The organism is Cyanobium sp. Cruz CV13-4-11 (assembly GCF_024346055.1).
Classification (GTDB): Bacteria; Cyanobacteriota; Cyanobacteriia; order PCC-6307; family Cyanobiaceae; genus Cyanobium.
The window spans coordinates 22217-42681 of sequence record NZ_JAGQCH010000025.1 but is presented as its reverse complement, the minus strand read 5'-3'; the positions used below and the strand labels follow the sequence as shown (position 1 = coordinate 42681).

Sequence of the window (20465 nt, the reverse complement as noted above, 5' to 3'; positions counted from 1 at the left end):
GGGTGATGCCGACACTGCTGCCCGATCCCTGAATCAGCAGCACAGAGCACTGCTTCTTGATCGCTCAGCGATGAGCTGTCAGAAATGCAGTCCCGCGGGGGACGTCCCGACCCCTGAACACATACAAGTTGAGGAAGAGGATGTATTGCTAAATATCACCGGTGCGTCGGTTGCTCGTTGCGCCATGGTTCCCTCACATCTGCTGCCAGCGCGGGTCAATCAGCATGTGGCGATTGTCCGCGCTGACAAGACGAAGGTTAGCCCTTTTTATTTGCTGGATGCAATCAACAGTGATTTTCACAAGCAGCAGCTTCTGGCTTTCGCGCAAGGCGGAGCTACTCGCGAAGCGCTGACCAAGGATACGATAAGTGCTTTTCAAATTACTTTGCCGCCTGCCGCGCTCATGAGTCGCTACGGGCAGATTGCAGGCAGCATTCACTTGCAGCGCGAAGTCTTGCTGCGTCAGGTTCAAAACCTCCGATTCGCGCGTGACATCTTGCTCCCCCGTCTGCTCTCCGGTCAGATCGATGTGGAGGAGTTGCCTGAGCCATGACATCGCGAGCGGCCAGATCGATACGGGCGACATCTCAGTTGCCTGTTACTTCAGGTCTTCTGCCTGTGGTTTGGCCAGTCCTTGCTCATTGGCCACGGCTGCCAGGCGTCGATCCTGGGTCCACAGGCAGCAGTGGCTCAATCGGGCAGAGGCCAACAGGTGAGCGTCGATGTAGCCAATCCCACGGCCCATCAGCCGGTCGCCCTCGATCAGTAGCAGCACTTCCGCGTCGCTGGCCACCGTCGCCGCTGGCAGGCCCTGCAGCAGCTCCAGCACCTGGGATCGGTTGCGCAGATTGCCGCAGGCCAGTTCACCGATCACCGAGGGATGGATCAGCACTTCCCCTTCCTGCAGGAACATGGCGAGGCGAGGCAGGCCATGGCGCAGATGCTCCACCCAGACGGAGGTGTCAACCAGGATCACGCCGCGCTCTGACGACGGGGGATCGGCTCCAGCTCAGGTTCGCTGCCGCCCAGTGCCGCCAGGCGTTTCGCGCTTTCCCGTTGCACCAGGGCCCGCAGGGCTTCCTTGAGCAGGGCGCTGCGTTCGAGATTTCCGCACAGCTGCTCGGCCCTGGCCAGCAGTTCGTCGTCGAGCGTCACGGTGGTGCGCATGCTTCCGCCCTGGGCTCGCATCACTCTAGGCATCATCTGATGACGTTTCCAATCCGCTTCGGCTGCGGAGGCGCATCGATGCCATGACTCCCAACCCCTACAACGAAGACCATCTGGTGGAGCAGCCCGCCCTGGCGCTGCTGTCTGAGCTGGGCTGGAACACAGCTTGCGGTCTGGAGGAAACCTTCGCGCCGGAGGGCGGCAGCCTTGGACGCCGGGATCGCCGCGAGGTGGTGTTGCTGCCGCGCCTGCGGGCCGCGCTGGAGCGTCTGAATCCAGGCCAACCGCCGCAGGCGATCGATGCAGCCATTGAGGAGCTCAGCCGCAACCGCTCTGCCATGGGCCTGGTGGCTGCCAACCGCGAGGTGTACCGCCTGCTCAAGGACGGCGTGCTGGTGTCCGTGCCTGACCTGGAACGGGGCGGCCAGAGCAAGGTGCGGCTGCGCGTCGTCGACTGGGACCGACCCTCAGAAAACGACTGGCTTGCGGTCAACCAGTTCACGATCCAGGGGGATCTCAGCAAGTGCTTGCCTGATCTTGTGGGCTTCGTGAACGGCCTGCCGCTGGTGGTATTCGAGTTCAAGAAGCCCGGCGTCTCAGCCCGCGCAGCCTTCGATGACAACCTCCGCCACTACAAGGCTGCGATCCCGCAGCTGTTCTGGAGCAATGCCTTCCTGATCGCCTCCAACGGCACCGCCAGCCGCATCGGCTCGCTGAGCGCCGACTGGGAGCGCTTCTTTGAGTGGAAGCGGATCGAAAGCGAGGACGAACCCAGGCGCGTGTCGCTGGAGGTGTTGCTGCGTGGTGTCTGCCAGCCCAAGCGCCTGCTCGACTACGTCGAGAACTTCATCCTGTTCAGTGACAGCAAGGGCGGGCTGATCAAGATTATCGCCCAGAACCACCAGTTCATCGGGGTCAACAACGCCATCGCCGCCACCCTCGAGGCACGCCGACGCGGCCATGGCCGGGCGGGGGTGTTCTGGCAGACCCAGGGCAGCGGCAAGAGCTACGCGATGGGCTTCTACAGCCAGAAGATCCAGCGCAAGGTGCCCGGCGACTGGACCTTCGTGATCGTCACCGATCGCACCGACCTCGATGAGCAGATCGCCGAGACGTTCAAGGCCGCTGGCGTGGTGTCCGAGGCCGAGGGCGATCAGTGCCACGCGGGCAGCGGCGCCCAGCTCGCAGAGCTGCTGCGCGGCAACCACCGCTACGTCTTCACCCTGATCCAGAAGTTCCGCATCCCCGAGCTGCTTTGTGATCGAACCGACGTGGTGGTGATCACCGATGAGGCCCACCGCAGCCAGTACGACACCCTGGCCATGAACATGCGGACCGCCTTACCCAAGGCGTTGTTCACCGCCTTCACGGGTACGCCGTTGATCGATGGCGAGGAGCGCACCCGCGAGGTCTTCGGTGAGTACGTCTCGATCTACGACTTCCAGCAGGCGGTGGAAGACGGGGCCACCGTGCCGTTGTTCTACGAGAACCGCACGCCTGAACTGCAGCTGGTCAATCCCGATCTCAACGACGACATCTACGCAGTGATCGAGGCCGCCGATCTCGACGGCGAGGAGGAGAAGAAGCTCGAACGGGAGCTGGGTCGTCAATACCACATCATCACCAGGGACGACCGGCTCGAAACGATCGCCCGCGACATCGTGCGCCACTTCCTCGGCCGGGGGTTCATGGGCAAGGCGATCGCGATCTCGATCGACAAGGCCACCACCCTGCGCATGCACGACAAGGTGCAGCGCCATTGGCAGGAGGAAACCGAGCGGGTGCGCGCCCTAGTGGAGCAGCTGCCGCTGGAGCCCTCTGAGGACGGGGAGGAGCTGCGCGAGCGGTTGCACATCCTCACCAGCACCGACATGGCGGTGATCGTCTCGGCCGCCCAGAACGAGATCGCCGACATGGCGGCTTTGGGTCTCGACATTGAACCCCACCGCCGCCGGCTCACGACGTCCGAGCCGCCGCTGGATCAACGCTTCAAAGACCCCACCGATCCGCTGCGGCTGGTGTTCGTCTGCGCCATGTGGCTGACCGGTTTCGATGCGCCGAGCTGCTCAACGCTCTATCTCGACAAGCCGATGCGAAACCACACCCTGATGCAGACGATCGCCAGGGCGAACCGCGTCTTCCCCGGCAAGCACAGCGGCCTGATCGTCGACTACGCCAACGTGTTCGCCTCCCTGGAGAAGGCGCTGGCCCTCTATGGCGGGCGCAATGGCGGCGGGGCCAAGCCCACCCAGGACAAGGCCGTGCTGGTGGATCAGCTGCGGCAGGTGCTGACGGACGCCGTTCACTTCTGCGCGGAGCAGCAGGTCGACATCGCCGCGATCCATGCCCAGACGGACGGCATGCAGCGCCTGCAGCTGATCGACGATGCCGTCGAGGCCTTGATCGCGCCGGAGCCGCTCAGGCAAAGGTTCCAGGAGCAGCAGCGTCTGGTGCAACTGCTGCACGCTGCGATCAAGCCCGACCCCGCTGCCCAGGAGTTTGCGGCCTCAGTCGGCGCGCTCAACAGCATCGCGGCCTCCATCCGCCTGAAGCTCAACCCCAACCCGCCCGACATCAGCGCCGTGATGAGCCAGATCGGTCAGGTGCTTGATCAGTCGATCACTGGCATCGCAATCCGCGACCAGGGCCCGCCCAGCATCGACCTCTCCAAGATCGACTTCCAGGCGCTGGCCGACAAGTTCAAGCAGAAGAAGAACAAGAAGACAGAGCTGGAGGAACTCAAGGCCCTGATCGCGGCTCACCTCGCCCGGATGGTGCAGCTCAACCCCACCCGCGCCGACTTCCGCGAAAAGTTCGAGGCCCTGATCGCCAGCTACAACGCCGGCAGCCGCAGCGTCGAGGAGGTCTACAAGCAGCTGCTGCAGCTCAGCATGCAGCTCAGTCAGGAGCAGCAGCGCCACATCCGCGAGAACCTCAGCGAGGAGGAGCTGGCGATGTTCGACATCCTGCTGCAGTCCGCACCGGATCTGTCCGACAGCGACCGCGCCAAGGTCAAGCAGTCGGCCCGGGAGCTGGTGGAGCGGATCAAGGAGCTGCTGGTGCTCAACTGGCAGCAGAAGTTTGATGCCAGGGCCAAGCTCAAGGTCGTCATTGAAGAAGCACTCGACATCGGCTTGCCTCGCGCCTACACACCGGAGCTGTACCAGCAGAAGTGCGAGGCCGTGTTCGCTCACATCGAGCAGGCTTACCCCGAACGAGACCAGAGCGTCTATGCGCCCGCTGGCTGAGGGGCCGGTCTCTGAGCCATGTCAGCCTCAGGGGTGATGCAGACCCTGAATCGGCCCCGTCGTGAGCGCATCAGACCTGGAGCCCTTCCTGCCCGACTGGATTGAGGCGGCGGCCGAAGAGGCCCGCAGCGTGGCTCTGGGGATGCTGCGCGAACGGGGGCGTGGCGCTGTTCTGGTGGGCGTGGCCCGGGTGGACGCAGCCCTGGAGGCGTTACTCAAGGCAGCCCTGGCGCCACCGCGCGGTAGCGAGTCCCTGTTCCACACCGATCGGCCGCTGGGGTCGTTCGGGGCCAAGATCGCCCTGGCGGCGAGGCTTGGGCTGATCGATGGCGCCGTCGAGCAGTCGCTCCACAATCTTCGGCGGGTACGGAATGCCTTCGCCCACTCCACCTCGGAGGTGCAGCTGGCGGATCCTCCCTACCGCGACCGCCTGCGGGAGAGCGTCGCGCTGGCAAGGCGCAATGTGCTCTGGGAGCCGATGCAGTTGATTCTCCAGAAGCACATGGCAGAGCGGGGGGAGGCCAGCCAACTGGAGAACGATCCAGGTCTGGCGGACTTCGTGCTGCTGATCACGATCCTGGTGGCCTTTCTGGAGACTGGCGCCAGCACGGTGCGGCCGCTGCAGCCCTCGTTGACGATGACGTTGGAGACAGGAATCACGCAACGCGCCGGCTTGACTCAGTAGAGCAGCCTGTTTCCTTCGTAGCGGGCCTGCAGCAGCTCCAGGCGGTGGATCAGCTTCTGCTGGCGCTGCTCCTGGCGGGTACGGGTGCTGGGGCTGCCCTCGAAGTGGGTGAGCTCGTTGCGCAGCAGGTAATCCACGAAGTCCTTGGGTTCGCAGGGCCGATTGCCCATCCACTTGTGGAAGTTGCGGTGCAGGGCTGAGCTGATCACCAGCAGGTTCTCCTCCAAGGCCGCCAGATCGGGTCGTGTGGCGGCATCGAACAGGTGATGGGCCTCCAGCTCGATCGGGTTTTGATCCGCGGCATTGGGTTTCTGCTGCGTCACCGCGCAGGCCTTGGCCTTGTTCCGTGCACGCTCCATCGCAGCCTTCACCCGGGCCTCATGGCTCTCCAGCACCTTGCGCTGCACCTCGAAGCAGTCCTCCGCCACATCGGCCACGGCCTTCACCCAGGCCTTGCGGGCTTTGGTGATGCGGCCCCGCTCGTGCATTGTGCGAGCGAGCCGGGCGATGCCGCGCTGGCTCCAGTGGCGCCCCTCCACGTCGTCGAAATCGGCGAAGTGCACGTCGATCTCCAGGCCTTCGGCGCCATCGAGACCGGCGCTCTCCTCTTCGATCCGGCGCAGGGTGCCGCTCATCCCCTTGCCGTTGGTGCCCAGCACCCGCACCACCGAGCGCTGCTGCAGAAACACCAGATCACCCTTGATCACCAGGGTGGAGCGATCCTGCGTCACCTGGATGATGCGGCGTTGCACCAGGGCACGGGTCACCCGAGCCCGGTGATGGGTGAAGAACTCCTTGAGCCGAGCCAGGAAACTGCCGCCCTCGGTCTCCTCCAGATACTTGGCGATCGCCATTACGCCCTCCTCATAGAAGCGGCGCTTGCGGGCCTGACCCGGTTCGTACTCGAAGAACTCTCCCTCGATCAGATCCCAGGCATCGTCAGGATCGGAATCGAAGAACTCACAGATCCGGTAGAGCTTGGTGACCGGGATGCCAAGCATCTTGGCGGCTTCCTTGTCGCTGAAGGCATCGCGCTCACGCCGCCGCCGTGAGCCTGCTTGAGGTGTGGATGGAGTGGTCGCCATGATCAGCGGAAAGCCAGCAAGGAATCGCGCATCTTCTGCAGCCTCTCCATCACCCGTGGATCACCACCCACATCGGGATGATGCTCCTTGGCCAGGCGGCGGAAGGCTTCTTTGATGTCATCGGCCGTGGCCGTGGATGGTTCCAAGCCAAACACATGCCAAGGCCGAAAGTTCTCCAGCACATCGATGCCATTGATGCACGTAGCGCCGCTGCGATTGCGTTCCGCCTGGGGAACACCCACCCACTCGCGGTACAGCTTCTGCCAGTCGGCCTTGGTCTTGAAATCAAAGCTGCGGCCGGCCATCGCCAGGTTGAACTCGCTGGACTGACGTAACTCCTTGGCGTTCGTGCAGCCGAACACGTTGCACACCTCGCTTTTGAGCTGGGTGAGGGTGAGCACCGGCTCAGGGAAGGGCTTGCCGTGGATGAACTCGGCAAATGCGAGCAGGGCTGAAGCATCTGGAGGCCCCTGGGCCAACAGCTCAGCAATGCGCTGCTGAACGGCAGGCCGATCCAGCTTCTTGCGCGTCGTGCCTGCAGGCGATGGTTTGGGCGTGCTGCGACTGGGCACAGGCTGAGACGGCCGGATGCAGTGCTCCAGAGATAGCGCAGCCATGGCCCGCAGCGCTGAGGAATGAGCCTGTGTTTACGAGGTGCAGCATGATCAGAGCCAAAAAGGATGCAGCCATTGCATTGAATCGCGAGCCGGCCTTGATGGGCCATGGGCTTTCCCATTGCGCCGCCTACCAGTGATGCACTCAGTGCATCGATTTCGGGCCTAGCTCTCTCTGGCTCGGTGCTCTCTGGCGTGAGTCGTGGCGGCGCCCCCGTAAAGGCCGGATGGCTCAGGCAACAGGAGGGGAACGCCTCACTTGCAATGAACCCCTTGCTGCGGCTGCTCGGCGCGGCCGCCTCCCATGGCCTGCTCACGGGCCAGATCTTGTTCTCGGCCGCGTTCGTCGGTGCCTGCGAGCTGCCCAACTGGATCCAGGCACCCCGTCAGGTGAATGCCTGCCTGGAGCGCTGGATGACGGTAAGCGCCCTGTTCTTCCCCTCCGGCATGCAGTCCGCAGTGGCGACCTACCAGCCGGCTCTGGCCCCAGGCCGGCGGGGGGTGTTCCGATGAGCCGGCCCATCCCTTCCGGTGACTACGTAGAGCACTTCGATCCAGAGCTGCCCCACCACCGGGCCTGGTTGCTGGCGGTGCTGGAACAGCTGGTGGCCCATGACCCTCAGGCCCTGGAAGAGGGCGGCACCCTGCGCCGCCTCTGGACCGCCCGACAGGAGGCAGGGTCTGCTGTCGCAACTCCATCACCGTCGCCATCACCGCCGGCCGGCGCTCCCAGCAAAGGCAATCCGCTCTCGGTACCCTGGTTCGCCCAGCTGGACTCAGCCACCGACCAGGCGCGGCGGATGTGCTTCTCGTCCAGCTGCGCCATGCTCCTGGCCTTCCTCAAGCCTGGCGTCCTCACCGGGTTCAATGGCGACGACCAGTACCTGGCCAGGGTCCGCCAGTTCGGCGACACCACCGACGCCGCAGCCCAGATCAGGGCCCTGGCCAGCTACGGCATCAAGGCCCGCTTCACCAGCCGGGCCAGTTTTGCCACCCTGGAGCAAAAGTTCGCAGCCGGCATCCCCGTCCCCTGCGGCTACCTACATCGCGGGCCGATCAGCAGTCCCGCAGGCGGTGGGCACTGGCTGATCGTCGTCGGCATCACCCAGACCCACGTGATCGTGCACGACCCGCTTGGGGAGGCGGATCTGGTGGACGGCACCACCATCGGCGGAACGGCCCGCTTCTGCCGTTACACCCGCGCCAACTTCGGGCGGCGTTGGATGGTGGAGGGAGAGGGCAGCGGCTGGGCGGTGTTGGCGGAGAGGTGATCGGCTGGCTGGCCATCGGTCCGGGTCAGGGAGGCCTGTCTTGGCCATTCGACCGATTCAGCGCTTGGACCCGGGCCTGCGGGGGATCGGCCCGACCACCGGCCGCAGGGCCTGAGGGAGTTGCAGCTGTTGATCTGCCCAGTGAGCGGTGAGAGCGGCCAGCAGGCTGATGCGGTCGCCGTGGATGCGGAGCATGGCGGTAGCTGAAAGGGCTGGCCACCAGGCTGATCCAGCCCAAAGGAATCCAGGCGGCAGGAAGCGACAACGGCCCGCAACCGATGGCACAACGGCGTCCATCATCGAGACGGTTCAGAGGCCTCGCCTGGGGGGAACTGCCTCACTGGGGCCTTGCGCCGGCCCTCTCCAGTTTGAGGCCCTCCTCTCGTCGGGCCTCCACTGGGATCGGTCCCGTCGCTGCGCCCCCGGCGCACTTCGCCATGGCCAGTTCCGCCCTGTCGCCGTTCTGCCGGCCTGAGGAGGATCCGTTCCTGCTACTCGAGTCCAGCCTGCGCTGCATCGAGCGCATCCTGCTGTTCTCCGAGGGCCAGCCGCTCCGCCGCACCTGGATTGAGCATCCCTATGGGGAGGAGGAGATCACCCTGCTTGAAGAGGAGGTGCTGCCGGCGTTGCAGCACTGCCTGCAGCGGGTGAATGAGATCGATGCCGCCCTGCAGGAGGAGCAGGATGCCCGCATCGCCATCGCCCAGCTGCAGGAGATCCAGGAGGCTGAGCGGCTGCTCGCTCAGGTCGAGGCTGATCAGCCTGCGTTGCTGAGCCGCTGAGGCTCAGGGGCCTTTGTGCCCCGGGCCGGCCGGGAGCCCTGATCCCGGTTTTTCTCCCGCACCATGGCAGCAGACTGAGACGAGGGGCTGGCGGCTGGGCGGAACCCTGCTGCGGTCGCGATCGGGACTGTGGATGCCCACACCAGGGCCGGCGGCAATCAGATCGAACCGGTTGCTGCGGGGATTGTGCCGTCGGGACGAATCGGCTGGCCGGGTCGGCAAACGCCGTCTGGGCCTGCCCCGGCGCGGGCCGGCCGGCAAGGGCTGACTTGAATCCCTCGCAGGCTCGGGCCCCTTGCCGGCCGTCTCCTTGCCGGTGCGGTTCGGCCCGGTCGTTCGCCTTCCCGGCCATGGCCTTTCCTTCCCCCTCTCGGCCCTGCTGCCCCATCCGCATCGTCTCGGTGCATCTGCTTGATGCCGCCGGCGATCTGCTGCGGGTGCTGTTCCTCGATCGCGAGGGCTACATCACCTCCCAGCCGCACTACGTGCCCCGCGCCGAGGCCCTGATCCTGGCCTCAAATCAGCAGATCGTGCTCGGGTCTCAGGCCGCCGTGCGGGTGCTCTGAGGCCACCTGCCCCTGCGGGTTCGGCCTCACGGGGCTGGCACGCAGGGGCTTGCTGCATCGGCATCGAGGCGACATAGAACTGAGCCACCTGACAGAGCCGCCCGATGGAGCTGGCACGGGTGGGGGCTTGCCCAGACAGGCCGTCAGTGGGTAGAGGCGATCAACTGCAGGCGTTTCCCTGGCCAATGGCCTGGCCGCAGAAGGCCTCTGGCTCGATGGTCCTCGGGTGGCACGGCCGGGACCGCAGACCGCCCCAGGATCCGCGCCGCTGCAAGGGTCGGGCCTGGCTCGCCGCTTGTCGTGCTGGGCGCTGATGCGCCATTGGGGAGGTGGCGAGCCCTTGACCTGCGGCGCGGTCGGGGGCGGGGTCCTGCGTCCCCTCAGCCGTGGCCTCTGCCGAGTCCCATCGCGCTGCCCTCAGCTTCCCCAGCGGCAATGCCAAAACCGGGCCGATCGCGGTCTCCAGCACCAGCCGGCTCACCTGCCCCTCCTCCTGCTCCCTGGCCGGCGAGGAGGGCTGCTATGCCGAGGCTGGCTTCCGCACCCGCCTCCACTGGGATCGGCTCAGCGCCGGGCGGCTCGGCACCACAGCAGCGGCCTTCATCCAGCAGGTGGCAGCCCTGCCGGCCGGGGTCATGTTCCGCCACTGCGTCGCGGGCGATCAGTGGCCTGATCCGGCTGATCCGCTGCGCATCGATCAGGCCCTGCTGCTCCAGCTGGCTCGGGCCACGCGGCATCTGCGGGCAGCCTGGTCCTACACCCACTTCCCCATGGGCCCTGCCAATCAGGCCACCCTGCGGCAGGCCGCTGAGCGGGGGCTGGTGGTCAATGCCTCCACCGAGTCCCGCTCCGTCGCGGCGGCGCTGCAGCGGCAGGGCATCTCGGCGGTCTGCGTCGTGCCCCCCGATGCGCCGGTGGTGTTCCGGCATGAGGGTGTGCGGTTTGTGGCCTGCCCGGCCACCAGGCCCGGCAGCAGGGTGCAGTGCAGCTCCTGCGGCGGCCGCTGGGGCTTGCCCCTCTGCGCCCAGGCCGGGCGCTCCTTTGTGGTCACCTTCCCGGCCCATGGGGCAAGGGCGGCGGCGGCGGCCAGCCACTGCAGCTGAGGGCCAGGGGCCCGTGGCCCTTCGGGATTGGCCCACCCGGGAAGCCCTTGGCTCCTCAGATCCCAGCGCCAACGCTGTGCTGCTCCTCGAAGTGCTCCTCAGCAGCCGCCTGGCGGTGGGCAATCCAGGCGTTCTGCAGGTCAATCCGCGTCACCCGGTATCCCAGACGCCGGGCCGCCAGCAGCAGTTCTTCCCGGCTGCGGCAACGGCGCAGGCTCCGCCGCAGCGACTCGCTGGCTTCCGCGTCAGTCACCAAGCGCTCCAGTTCAGGCCAGCTCATGCCCTTGCCCCGATTCCGCTCACCATGGCGTGATCGGGGGCCAGGCACCAGGTGTTCCAGAGCACACTCACGCCATGGCTGGATCGTGAGCCGGCTCCCACTCAGTAGAGAACCGTCCACCCCTTGCCCGTGGCCACCGCCAGATCAGCGGTGCTGAGCTCGTTGGTGCCGCTGTTGGAGCCGACGTCGATGCTCTGGCCGTTGCTCACATAGGCCAGGTTCTGGAAGATCGTCAGGATCGCTGCCTTGGAGAGGGCGCAGCCCCAGAAGGAGATCGTGGTGGCGATTCCCTGCAGCGGGGCCCAGGCCAGGCCGACGCAGCTGGAGAACACCCCGTTGAAGTCGCTGACGTTGCCCACTGGCAGCGCCGGCAGGTTCATCAGCCCGTAGCAGCCCGAGAAGGTGTAGGTCATCGTCTGCACCGCCTCGGTGTTCAGCAGCGGCACGGTGATCAGCCCGTAGCAGCCGGAGAACATCCCCTCCATCGTCTCCACCGCCCGCAGATCCAGCCTGGGCAGCCTGGAGAGGGTGGTGCAGCTGGAGAACATCCAGCGCATCGTCGTCACCTTGCGGGTGTCAAACGGCGGGATCGTCTCCAGTGCCTGGCAGCCGGAGAACATGCTCTCCATCGTCGTCACATTCGCCGTGTCGTACTGCGGCACGTGACGCAGGGAGGTGCAGTAGGCGAACATCTCGTGCATGTCCACCACCTCGGCGGTGTGCAGCTCCGGCGCGATCTCCAGGGCGCTGCAGTACTGGAACATCCCGCCCATCTGCTCGATCCGCTCGGCGCCGCTGATCACCACCTGCCGCAGGCTGCGGCAGTTGTAGAAGAGGTTGGCGGTGGATTCCAACGCCTCGGCATCCTCGATCCAGACCCGCTCCAGCTCCGGTGCCTCCTGGCAGGCCCACTCCAGGCTGGTGAGGGAGGTGATGCCAGCCAGGCGGAGCTGCTTGAGCAGATTGCAGCCGTACACCAGATAGGAGGCATCGCTGAGCGAGGCCATCCCCTCCAGGTTCAGCTGCCGCAGCGAGGTGCACTCGTAGAAGGCCTCGCTGGCGGTGGTCACATGCGGCAGAGGTGGCAGCTGCACGTGTTCGAGGGCATGGCAGTAGCAGAACATCCCATCCATCTCCTCCAGCGCCTCCGCCCGGTGGAGCTGAAACACCCGCAGCGCGCCGGCGTAATAGAGCAGCCAGCCGAAGTTGCTGGCGCCGCCGGCATCGTGGATGGTGATCCGTTCCACGCTGCCCAGATAGTCGTAGGTGCTGTAGCGCTCGTAGCCGCAGAACACGATGCTGGCTCCACCCTCAGCGCGGGGGAGATTCAGGGCCAGATCCAGCCAGGGGGCAGAGGCATCGTCCTGGCTGATGCTGCTGTGCCGCGGGCTCAGGTCCACCATCGTCAGGTTGGCGCCGGCCTGGGGCATGATCGTCACGATCACCTGCCGGTACCCCCGGCTGCAGCGGCTGGCAGCAGAGACTGTGTTGTAGCTGTAACGATGTTCGGCCTTGATCGGCTCGATCACCGTCTCGCCCCAGCTCCAGCTGCCATAGAAATACGAGTAGCCACCACTGGGCAGCGGTGTCGTGAGCACCAGCTCGACGTTGCCACCGTTCTCCTCGATCCGGTAGTCAGAGGCCGAGAGGCGGTTGCCGTTGCGGTAGACGAGGAAGGTGCCCTCAATCCTCTGCTGCCAGCTGGTGTTGCTCGCCGCGGTGATCCAGAAGCGATCGCCTGGGCCATAGAGGCTGTTGCCGAACCACTCCTGATGGCGGCGAATCGTCTGGGCCGGGGAGTTCACGTGCTCCACCGTGCCGTCTCCCCAATCGACGGTGTAGTTCCCGGCGGCTCGCACTGCCAGCACGTTCCCCTCGCCGGGGTAGATGGCGACCAGACCCACCAGCTTCTGCTCACCCGGCTGGATCGCCGGCAGCGGCAACCAGTCCACCGGCCGCTGCCAGGGCTCCGCCGCGTAGGGGTCCGGCGTCGGCGGCTGGCTGCCGTAGGAGATCTGCCAGGCCGGCATGGCCGGAACCGGCAGTGCCGGGGTCATCAGCGCAGCAGCAGCCGGGGTGGAGGCAGAGGAGGAGGAGCTGGTGTGGGCCATGGGGGGAAGCACTCCCCCCCTATTGCCGCGGGCTCAGCGTCCGTCCGGTCGTTCCGGCCGGCCGCCTTCCTTGCGGCGGGGCAGCTGGGGCTGGCCTGGTTTCGGCTCCTGAGCCTGCGCTTCTGCCTTGGGCAGCTCCAGGCCGTGGTGGGCATGGGCTGCCTCGGCGGTGTCGAACCACTGCCAGCCGTCATGGGGCAGCGGCAGCCGTTCCCGATCCAGGCGGCTGAGGCTGTAGTCGGGGGCGTGCACCTCGTTCGGTGCGAACTGCAGGGCCTTGTCCTGCAGGCGGTAGAAACCGCTGGTGTCAGGGCCCGTCGGCGGGGCCGTCGGGGCTGCGGGATCGGGGGTGGAAGGTGCCGCCGGTGCAGGCGACGACTCTGCAGCAGCGGGAGCACTCGTCTGCGGCGTCACCGCGGGCGAGGAATCAGCAGCGCTGCTGTCAGGTGTGGTGGTGTTGGCGGCCATGGCTTGTGGCATTCACGCTCTCTTGCCTTGCATTGGCCAAGGTCACTCCCCATCCAGGAGTTGGCCGAGGCGGCGGGAGAGGAGCATCAACTGCTCGCGCTGGCGGCGCTGCAGCAGCTCGCGGGCGGCGAGGGCATTGCCCGCCGGCACGGCCTCGTTCAGCACAGCGGCGACTGGCCGGTCGTAGAGGGCTACCAGCAGGCCGGTGGGCTGGGCCTTGGTGGTGCAGCCGATCGGGCAGACCATCAAGGTCGTGCCCCGCGGCAACTCGGCTTCATCGAGGTTGAGGGCCAGGGGCCGCTCGCTCTCGCACAGGCCCAGGGCGGCATGGCCGAGCACCTTGGCCATCGCCACGCTCACCAGGGCCTGCTGGCCCGGTTGCAAGGGGAGCTGAGGCGTGCGGCCCTCGGCGGCGAGCACCTGCAGGCTGGCGGCGCCATCCCAGTCGGCGAGCACCAAGGTGTTGAGCCCAAAGGTTTCGGCGCCGACCGCGGAGCGCAGCAGGGTGGCAACTTCTGATTGGTGGCGGGTGTAGCGCTGCTGCAGCGTCTGCCCCTGGGGGAGCATCAGCCTGCGGGCCAGATCGGGCTGGACGACCACGAGGATCCAGCCGAGGTAGAGCACCAGGCCGAGGAAGACGATGCGGCTGAGGCGATAGAGCAGCTGCCAGGGGCTGCGGGCATCGAGCACCTCCGTGATCGCCTTGTTGAGAGCATCGGTGGTGGCGCGGGTGAAGACCTCCACCCGCTCGAACAGCCTGCTCTTGGGAGTGGTCATGCAGGCCTGGTGGGCGTGGAGGTGGGAGAGATCGAGGGGGGATCAGAGGAGGGGATCGAGCCCAAAGGGGTCATCGCCATCGCTGGTGAGCACGGCGTCAGGTTCCTGCTGCTCGTCGGAGTCCGGAGCGGTGGAGGGGTGCTGCGCCTCTGTGGTGTCGGCGGCCGGGGAATGCTCCTGATCGGTCGAATCGCCGGTCGACTCCGGTTGGGCATCGGGGCGCACCTTGCGGGGCCGGCCCCGGCGACGGACAGTCGTCTCAGCCGCTGATTCGTCGGTTGACGGGTTCACCTCCGCGGCGGCCGCATCGGCTTCTGGTGCCGGCGCCAATTCCGTCTCAGCATCGGCTCCATCCGCCGGCCGATCAGCGGCTGCCAGCTCGAGATTCGATGCAGAAACTGCATTGTTTTCAACCGGAGTGGCCTGCTCCCCGTCGGGCTCCTGATCGAAGCCCAGCAGGTTCGTGGGCAGGTGGGCCATCAGATCGGGCTCGGGTTGTCGCGGCAAATCAGCCGCTGCGGCAGGGGAGATCGATTGCGCCGCAACAGGAGTGGCGCCCCCTCGGCTGTCAGAAGTGGTTGTCGCCGGAACTGGCTGCGGTGCCGATGCTGCGGGCGCAGGCCGCCCAGTGCTTCCGGTTCCCACCGGAGTTCCAGGGCGATGACCGCTGGTTCCAGGAGTAGGCCCTGACGGAGTCGCGGCCGGAGGTTGCGAGCTCACGGCGCTTGGCGTCACCACAACCGGCGTCGGGGGCGTCACCACAGCCATGCCTTCCCCGTTGCCCACCTGCCAGCCGATCGCCAGCCAGCCAGGCAGATGCACCGGCCACACGTAGCGGGTCTCGCTGCCGCGCTGGATGCGCACCATCCCCGCCTGGGCCGAGGCGGCACCAGTCGAGAGGGATGGAGTGTGGCCCTGTCGGGACGGCATGGCGCCGAGGTTGGGGAAGCGATCGCTCATCAGCTCGGCTCCCTCAGGCGGGCAGGGTGGCGGTCAGGCCCACGGTCATTCCCTCGGGAGTCGAGGGCGAGACGATGGCGCGGGCAAAGCACAGGGCCGGTGGATCGGCATTGGCGGCATCCGCCGGATCGAGCTGGATGTCTTGGCCGTTGATGTGGGCCTCCACCCGGCCTCCCTCCGCCGGAATCGCCACGCTGGCGACGCCGACGAAGGTGCCCATGCGGCCATCCCGCAGCTGGGGGGCCACCTCGAGGAGAACCGTCACCGCCTGGCTGTGGCCGGGGTGGGCGGCGATCAGCGAGAAGCGGTTGGAGGCATCGAGCTTGGTGGAGAGCTGCACCACCTCACCGCTGACGAACACCTTGTCGTGTCCGCGGCTGGCGCTGCGGTTGCTCCAGCCCACCAGCAGGGTGGCGGCATCAAGGAGGGGGATGCCCTTGGAGGGGGCCATGGTTCGGTCTCCGGGTGGAAGGAAGGAATCGAGGAGGGATCAAGGACGCCAGCCGCAATGCAGCGGCACCCCATCAAGTCAGTGGGGCGATGTTGTGGAGTCGGCCGGCGGCGCGGGGGTGCATGACGCCAAAGCCGACGTACCAGTCGATGCGGGTGCGGAAGACCGGGGCGTCGGGGACTTCGCCGAGATCACGGACGGAGATGCCGTAGCGGCCCTGAAAGGGGCCCTGCAATCCCGTCACCCCTTGATCCCCGAAGGTGCAGCAGTAGATCGAGCTGGTGCCGCCTGCCTCGCCGTAGCCGAGGACTTCCTGGCCCTGCGCGTCGCGATCGACGGTGAGGATCTGGCACTCCTGGTAGTGATGCACCATCACGCCAAGGTTGTTGGTGGAGACGTTGTAGACGCCCTGACCGACGGTGGCGCGGGCGAGGGCGTTGAGCTGGCGGCGCATCGCCTTGCTCATCACCAGATACTTCATCCCGCCGTAGGAGTTGACCGAGTCGATCAGCTCGTCGAGCTTGTCGAAATCCAGAGCGGTGGTGCCATTGTCGATCGCCATCTCCGCCCCCGGCGGCAGGCGGCGGGCGAGGCCGTCAAAGCCGCGGGCCTGGCTGGCGGTGGCATCGCCATTGATTAGGGCGGCCTCGAGAGTGAGGCGCATCGAGCGCACCTTCATCTCCACCTGGGAGGCACGGGCCTCGGGGCCCTGCAGGTCGACGATGGAGCGGTCGACATCGACGTCACCCCCGAAGAGATGCACGGCCTCGGACTGGGGATCGACGACGCCATAGCTCTGGCGGTAGCCCTCGTTCACCGCCCGGAAGCCGACGGTGGGCAGCTCCTTCTCCACGGAGTAGAAGAGGCCGCCGCCAGCGATGTTCATGAATGGCAGCCGCGCGAGCAGTTCCCCCTCGCTGAAGGTCTTGATCACCGCCAGGTGCTCCAGGCGGGTCTCGTACTTGGCTGCCTCGATCAGGGTGAGGCCCATCCGCTCTCCCGGGGGACGACCCCAGCAACGTCACGGGCTATTGCCAGAGCCGTTGAGACAGAAACGCCTGGGGGCAGAGGGGCCGCACCAGAGCGCCACAACAAGGAGCGCGCGGGGCCGGTGACTACCTGATGTGTATGGAGTGCCTAGGCTTTACACATCAGCCGCCGTCGTCAGGCCCGGAAGCATGCGCACCAACATCGTCATCGACGACGCCCTGATGCGGCAGGCGATGCAGGCCTCCGGCGCCCGCAGCAAACGCGAGGCGGTGGAGCTGGGGCTGCGCACCCTGGTGCGGCTGCAGCAGCAGGGGGAAATCCGCTCCTTCCGCGGCAAGCTCCGCTGGGATGGTGACCTGGAGGCCCAGCGGCTGGATGCCGATCCAGAGACTCCAGAGGCAGTGGATCAGGAGCTGCCGTGATCGTCGTCGACTCCTCGGTCTGGATTGATTTCTTCAATGGGGTCAACACCCCGGAGGTGGAGCGCCTCGATGGCCTGCTTGGGGTGACGCCGATCGCGATCGGTGACCTGATCCTGGTGGAGGTGGTGCAGGGCTTCCGGCAGGAGAAGGATGTGGCCACCGCCAGGCAGCTGTTCCGCTCCCTGGCACCGCTGCCGATGCTCGGCGCGCGCAATGCCTGGAAGGCAGCCGAGAACTACAGGGAGCTACGCCGTCGCGGCATCACGGTGCGCAAGACGATCGACGGGATCATCGCCACGGCCTGCATCGAAGCAAACCTGCCCCTGCTGTTCAGCGATCGGGACTTCCTGCCCTACGTGGAGCACCTGGGGCTGGAGGCCGTCTGAGGCTGCGGCTGCGAACAACCGAAGCTCGGGCTGTTCTCCGGAGGCGACCGCCGCTCTTTGGACTAGAAGCGCAACTGTCCTTGGTGAATGTAACCGTTCCCGCCGCAGTAATCGGTCTCGTACCACTGGCCTGTCCTCCCATAAACATTGATCGTCTGGCGCGACCGGATGGAGCACAGCACAGATCCATTCGGCGTAGCCCTGACATTGCTAGGCGGGTCAAACACCAGTGCTCTGCCCGCCTCGGGCTGAGAGGGCATTGCACTGGAGCCGAGATAGCTGCAGACTTTGTCCAACATCCTTTGCGTCGCGCTCGACTGAGGGCGGTTGATCTGCTTCTCGGGGAAGGTGACCCAGTAGCCAGAGCGGCAATTCGCTTGAGCGTAGATGCCTGTGCCACTAAGAAAATACTTGAAGTCAACGGACTCTGAGCTGACCTGTCGGATGCTGCCCAGATCAACATTCACTGGCTGTCCTCCTTTGGCCGTGCCAGCATAGAAATTACCGGATTGGGCATGGGATGGCGACTCGAAACTTGGCAGGAGCGAGATCAGACACGCTGCGGTGAAACCAACAGGTGCAGCAGGTCGAGTGCGCATGGTGCAGGGAAGGACTTTGGCCACTGAATCCATCAAGAGAAAGCATAGTCTTCATCACTCGACGCAACATCCATCCCAGGGATCAGCTCCCCAAGAGTGCTGGTATCCATTTGGTGGCAAGCGTTGAAGAGCCGTCCCAAGGCCATGGAACGATCTGCTCTCACTCCCACCAGGTCTCTGTGGGGGCTCCGCTCCGGCCCTCCTCATGGTCGGGGGGCGCCTCAAGGGTTGAAACATGCCCGCCGGTGCTGGCGTTGGCTGCGCTGCGCTCCGCTTTCTCAGTGGTGGACGGGCCCTTGACCCGCCCCCCGCCGGCTGAGGGGTCCTACGCGGAGCCCTCCCATGGCTTCTCTGTCCCGCAAAGCCCGCCTGCAGCAGTGCTGCTGGGAGCTGCTGGATGATCTGGCGTTCTGCAGCGAGCGCTATCCCCGTCTCTCTGAGCTGGCGGCCCAGGTGCTGTTTGAGCATCAGGCCGCCCAGCCGCCTGTGCCGGTTGATCCGGCGCTCGAGGCTCTCATTCCCTTCTGAGGGCAGGGTGCCTCAGCCGGCGGGGCTCCTCGGGGGCCCTGCCTTTCTGCTGGTCGCGACGCCAGAAGACCGCGACTGCCACCCAGCCGGAAAAAGCTTGTGGGGCACTGGGCCAGCCTCCACCGCTTGGCCACGACGATTGAGCTCTGCATGGCCTGACAGACGATCCCACCGGACCATCGACACCGCTGGCGGGAGAGGAGCACTGGCGGGGGCCGGAAGCCATCACGGTCGGCGAGGGGAAGAAGGGAAGCCCGCTGCCCCAGCTGTCTCGCCCCGGACCCGATCCATCTCCTGCAGCCCCAGGGAGCGGAGTCGTTTTCGTCAAGTTCTGCCGGGTCGCTACAGCCGAGGCCTGACGCGGGTGTCCCTCGCCTCTCTCGTGATGGCCTCCTCTTTCCCCCGCTGCGAAATCCGCCAGCTGGCTGTCTATGTCTATCCCGGTGGGATCAAGGCGCATGATGCCGAGCGCCATGTCGTCTTTTATGGCCGCCGCGGTGTTCCTGTGAAGAAGCCCCGGTTCATTCCGGCCCAGCTGGCGCATCAGCTGGCCCGCAAGCTGCAGGCCCGGCGGCTCGGCACCGTGGCGGTGCTCTGAGCAGCGGGGGCTCCGGCCCCCCTTGCGGCCGGCTGCGGGTTCGCCCGTGGCCGGCCTTTCCGGCTGTCGGCCAGACGGTGGGGCTACGTCAGCAGCAGGGCAAGCTCAGCAGAATCCCCGCAACGCGGAACGGACTATGGCGGAAGGCACCAGACGGCCATCCCTGCTCGATGGCATCGCCCGGGTGCTGCTGTGCCTGGTGTTCCTCAATGCCGTGCTGGGCAAGGTCACTGGCTTTGACCGGGTCGCTGGCGCCATCGCGGCCAAGGGTCTGCCGCTCTCACCTGTGCTGCTGGTGGCGGCGATGGCGTTGATGGCCGTGGGGTCAGTCCTGGTGATCAGCGGCCGCAAGGCGCGGCTGGGGGCGATCCTGCTGCTGGTGTTTTTGGTGCCCACGACCCTGCTGTTCCACGGCGATGTCAGCGACGCCCAGGAGCGGATTCAGCTGCTCAAGAACCTCTCGATCATGGGCGGCCTGCTGCTGGTGATCGACCGCCATCCGGACTGACGGCTCAGCCAGCAGCCTTTCTGCTGGTAGCTCTGCGCTCCGCGGCATCCATGCGTTGCGCGATCGATCGGGCCCAGCGCTCGCCGGCATCACCACCCCAGCCATCCCAGGCCTGGCGGCCTTTGCCGTAGTCGCCCCAGCTGGAACCCCGCTTGTCGACGGCATGACGGGCGAAGTATCTCACCATTCGATCCACGGTGGAGGGCGAGAGCTCCTGGCGGTTGGCGAGCTGGCGGGCGCGGACCAGGCCGACTGGGGTCATGCCGCGGTTCGACGGTGGCTGCTCGGCCCGCCGGTCCAAGGCGCGGCGGGCGGCAGCGGCGACAGGAGCTGGCGGCTGGAAGGAGATGCCGCTGTAGAAGTCCTTGCCTCGGCGCGGCATGGCGATCATGCCGCTGCGCTCTGGTCGGAACCAGTGTCCGCCTCAGGGGCAGCAGCATCGGGCTCAGAGTCAGGCTCAGCAGCGGTGGCCAGAGATTCATCGGCACAGTGGCTGTCGCCTGCGACAACCTCCAGATCAGCGGGCTCAGCCGCCGTGTCGCCGCCAGGGAGTGCAGGACTCTCGGTGTCGGTGAGCGCCGGCACGAACTGATCGATGTAGGCGCCGATGGCCTGCAGCTGGGTGTCGGCATCCTGGGCGCTGGCCCGGAGCTGGGCCATCAGCGCCTCGGCGGTAGCGGCCCGCTCCATAGCGGCAAGGGCATCACGCTGGGCGGCGGCAATGGCGGCCTCATCGGCGGCGTCATCGCTGAGGGCCTCGGCCAGTTGCTGGCGCAGGCCCGCCTCACGGGACTGGAAGCCGGCGATCACGCCGACGATGCGATCGAGCAGAGCAGTCATGGTGCGGAACGGAAAAAGGAGTGAAC

Annotated in this window: 27 protein-coding genes; 13 read left to right on the top strand and 14 right to left on the bottom strand. The window is 66.3% G+C overall.

Going from position 1 to position 20465, the window contains the following annotated elements:
• The coding region (locus tag KBZ12_RS15685; protein ID WP_254958935.1) for a hypothetical protein at positions 1 to 553 on the top strand (553 nt) is incomplete at its 5' end.
• Between the two features lie 45 nt (positions 554 to 598).
• Here the strand turns inward: KBZ12_RS15685 and KBZ12_RS15680 are convergent.
• Together KBZ12_RS15680 and KBZ12_RS15675 are read right to left on the bottom strand one after the other, a co-directional pair.
• Entirely contained in the window at positions 599 to 976 is a 378-nt protein-coding gene (locus KBZ12_RS15680; protein WP_254958934.1) for a type II toxin-antitoxin system VapC family toxin, read from the bottom strand.
• Positions 973 to 1167 (bottom strand): type II toxin-antitoxin system VapB family antitoxin, encoded by a 195-nt coding sequence (locus KBZ12_RS15675; protein ID WP_254958933.1) that lies wholly within the window; start codon positions 1165 to 1167, stop codon positions 973 to 975. Before KBZ12_RS15675 ends, KBZ12_RS15680 begins: the two co-directional genes overlap by 4 nt.
• Before the next feature lie 83 nt (positions 1168 to 1250).
• On the opposite strand from KBZ12_RS15675, the gene KBZ12_RS15670 reads away from it, so the two are divergent.
• Both KBZ12_RS15670 and KBZ12_RS15665 read left to right on the top strand, forming a co-directional pair.
• Positions 1251 to 4415, top strand: coding sequence for a type I restriction endonuclease subunit R (locus tag KBZ12_RS15670; protein ID WP_254958932.1), 3165 nt, complete (start codon positions 1251 to 1253; stop codon positions 4413 to 4415).
• 61 nt (positions 4416 to 4476) lie between these two features.
• Positions 4477 to 5100 (top strand): hypothetical protein, encoded by a 624-nt coding sequence (locus KBZ12_RS15665; protein WP_254958931.1) that lies wholly within the window; start codon positions 4477 to 4479, stop codon positions 5098 to 5100.
• Here the strand turns inward: KBZ12_RS15665 and KBZ12_RS15660 are convergent.
• Positions 5094 to 6185, bottom strand: coding sequence for a hypothetical protein (locus tag KBZ12_RS15660; RefSeq protein ID WP_254958930.1), 1092 nt, complete (start codon positions 6183 to 6185; stop codon positions 5094 to 5096). The two genes, KBZ12_RS15665 and KBZ12_RS15660, sit on opposite strands and share 7 nt — an antisense overlap.
• A 2-nt stretch (positions 6186 to 6187) precedes the next feature.
• Positions 6188 to 6802, bottom strand: a complete 615-nt coding sequence (locus KBZ12_RS15655; protein WP_254958929.1) for a J domain-containing protein — start codon at positions 6800 to 6802, stop codon at positions 6188 to 6190.
• 261 nt (positions 6803 to 7063) lie between these two features.
• Between KBZ12_RS15655 and KBZ12_RS15650 the strand changes: the two genes are divergently transcribed.
• Complete coding sequence (locus tag KBZ12_RS15650; RefSeq protein ID WP_254958928.1) at positions 7064 to 7312, top strand: hypothetical protein; 249 nt, start codon at positions 7064 to 7066, stop codon at positions 7310 to 7312.
• The gene (locus KBZ12_RS15645; protein ID WP_254958927.1) at positions 7309 to 8070 is read left to right on the top strand and encodes a C39 family peptidase; all 762 of its coding nucleotides are present in this window, start codon (positions 7309 to 7311) and stop codon (positions 8068 to 8070) included. Before KBZ12_RS15650 ends, KBZ12_RS15645 begins: the two co-directional genes overlap by 4 nt.
• A 57-nt stretch (positions 8071 to 8127) precedes the next feature.
• Here the strand turns inward: KBZ12_RS15645 and KBZ12_RS15640 are convergent, their stop codons facing one another.
• Positions 8128 to 8265, bottom strand: coding sequence for a hypothetical protein (locus KBZ12_RS15640; RefSeq protein WP_254958926.1), 138 nt, complete (start codon positions 8263 to 8265; stop codon positions 8128 to 8130).
• Between the two features lie 242 nt (positions 8266 to 8507).
• On the opposite strand from KBZ12_RS15640, the gene KBZ12_RS15635 reads away from it, so the two are divergent.
• The 3 genes from KBZ12_RS15635 to KBZ12_RS15625 all read left to right on the top strand — a co-directional run bounded on the left by KBZ12_RS15635 (position 8508) and on the right by KBZ12_RS15625 (position 10521).
• A complete protein-coding gene (locus KBZ12_RS15635) occupies positions 8508 to 8852 on the top strand; it encodes a hypothetical protein (protein ID WP_254958925.1) in 345 nt (114 codons plus the stop codon).
• A gap of 350 nt (positions 8853 to 9202) precedes the next feature.
• A complete protein-coding gene (locus KBZ12_RS15630) occupies positions 9203 to 9418 on the top strand; it encodes a hypothetical protein (protein ID WP_254958924.1) in 216 nt (71 codons plus the stop codon).
• A gap of 386 nt (positions 9419 to 9804) precedes the next feature.
• Positions 9805 to 10521, top strand: a complete 717-nt coding sequence (locus tag KBZ12_RS15625) for a hypothetical protein (protein WP_254958923.1) — start codon at positions 9805 to 9807, stop codon at positions 10519 to 10521.
• A gap of 55 nt (positions 10522 to 10576) precedes the next feature.
• Here the strand turns inward: KBZ12_RS15625 and KBZ12_RS15620 are convergent, their stop codons facing one another.
• From KBZ12_RS15620 to KBZ12_RS15590, 7 genes are all read right to left on the bottom strand, one after another.
• Entirely contained in the window at positions 10577 to 10801 is a 225-nt protein-coding gene (locus KBZ12_RS15620; protein ID WP_254958922.1) for a Nif11 family protein, read from the bottom strand.
• Between the two features lie 101 nt (positions 10802 to 10902).
• Positions 10903 to 12912, bottom strand: coding sequence for a BspA family leucine-rich repeat surface protein (locus KBZ12_RS15615; protein WP_254958921.1), 2010 nt, complete (start codon positions 12910 to 12912; stop codon positions 10903 to 10905).
• Positions 12913 to 12945: 33 nt separating this feature from the next.
• Positions 12946 to 13380, bottom strand: a complete 435-nt coding sequence (locus tag KBZ12_RS15610) for a hypothetical protein (RefSeq protein ID WP_254958936.1) — start codon at positions 13378 to 13380, stop codon at positions 12946 to 12948.
• A gap of 42 nt (positions 13381 to 13422) precedes the next feature.
• Positions 13423 to 14157 (bottom strand): hypothetical protein, encoded by a 735-nt coding sequence (locus KBZ12_RS15605; protein WP_254958920.1) that lies wholly within the window; start codon positions 14155 to 14157, stop codon positions 13423 to 13425.
• A gap of 42 nt (positions 14158 to 14199) precedes the next feature.
• Positions 14200 to 14637, bottom strand: coding sequence for a hypothetical protein (locus KBZ12_RS15600; protein ID WP_254958919.1), 438 nt, complete (start codon positions 14635 to 14637; stop codon positions 14200 to 14202).
• Positions 14638 to 15130: 493 nt separating this feature from the next.
• Entirely contained in the window at positions 15131 to 15568 is a 438-nt protein-coding gene (locus KBZ12_RS15595; RefSeq protein ID WP_254958918.1) for a hypothetical protein, read from the bottom strand.
• A gap of 73 nt (positions 15569 to 15641) precedes the next feature.
• Positions 15642 to 16559, bottom strand: a complete 918-nt coding sequence (locus KBZ12_RS15590; protein ID WP_254958917.1) for a major capsid protein — start codon at positions 16557 to 16559, stop codon at positions 15642 to 15644.
• A gap of 187 nt (positions 16560 to 16746) precedes the next feature.
• Here KBZ12_RS15590 and KBZ12_RS15585 point away from each other — a divergent pair, with 187 nt between their 5' ends.
• From KBZ12_RS15585 to KBZ12_RS15565, 5 genes are all read left to right on the top strand, one after another.
• On the top strand, positions 16747 to 16980 hold the full coding sequence (locus tag KBZ12_RS15585; RefSeq protein WP_254958916.1) for a type II toxin-antitoxin system VapB family antitoxin: 234 nt from the start codon (positions 16747 to 16749) through the stop codon (positions 16978 to 16980).
• A complete protein-coding gene (locus tag KBZ12_RS15580; RefSeq protein ID WP_254958915.1) occupies positions 16977 to 17366 on the top strand; it encodes a PIN domain nuclease in 390 nt (129 codons plus the stop codon). The genes KBZ12_RS15585 and KBZ12_RS15580 overlap by 4 nt, the downstream gene beginning before the upstream one ends.
• 941 nt (positions 17367 to 18307) lie before the next feature.
• Positions 18308 to 18493: a hypothetical protein gene (locus KBZ12_RS15575; RefSeq protein WP_254958914.1), complete on the top strand. Its 186-nt coding sequence runs from the start codon at positions 18308 to 18310 to the stop codon at positions 18491 to 18493.
• Positions 18494 to 18878: 385 nt separating this feature from the next.
• A complete protein-coding gene (locus KBZ12_RS15570) occupies positions 18879 to 19091 on the top strand; it encodes a hypothetical protein (RefSeq protein ID WP_254958913.1) in 213 nt (70 codons plus the stop codon).
• A 136-nt stretch (positions 19092 to 19227) separates the two neighbouring features.
• Entirely contained in the window at positions 19228 to 19599 is a 372-nt protein-coding gene (locus KBZ12_RS15565) for a DoxX family protein (protein WP_254958912.1), read from the top strand.
• A gap of 4 nt (positions 19600 to 19603) precedes the next feature.
• Here KBZ12_RS15565 and KBZ12_RS15560 read toward each other — a convergent pair whose 3' ends face one another.
• Both KBZ12_RS15560 and KBZ12_RS15555 read right to left on the bottom strand, forming a co-directional pair.
• Positions 19604 to 19981 (bottom strand): hypothetical protein, encoded by a 378-nt coding sequence (locus KBZ12_RS15560; protein WP_254958910.1) that lies wholly within the window; start codon positions 19979 to 19981, stop codon positions 19604 to 19606.
• A gap of 5 nt (positions 19982 to 19986) precedes the next feature.
• Positions 19987 to 20439: a hypothetical protein gene (locus KBZ12_RS15555; protein WP_254958909.1), complete on the bottom strand. Its 453-nt coding sequence runs from the start codon at positions 20437 to 20439 to the stop codon at positions 19987 to 19989.
• Between the last annotated feature and the right edge of the window lie 26 nt (positions 20440 to 20465).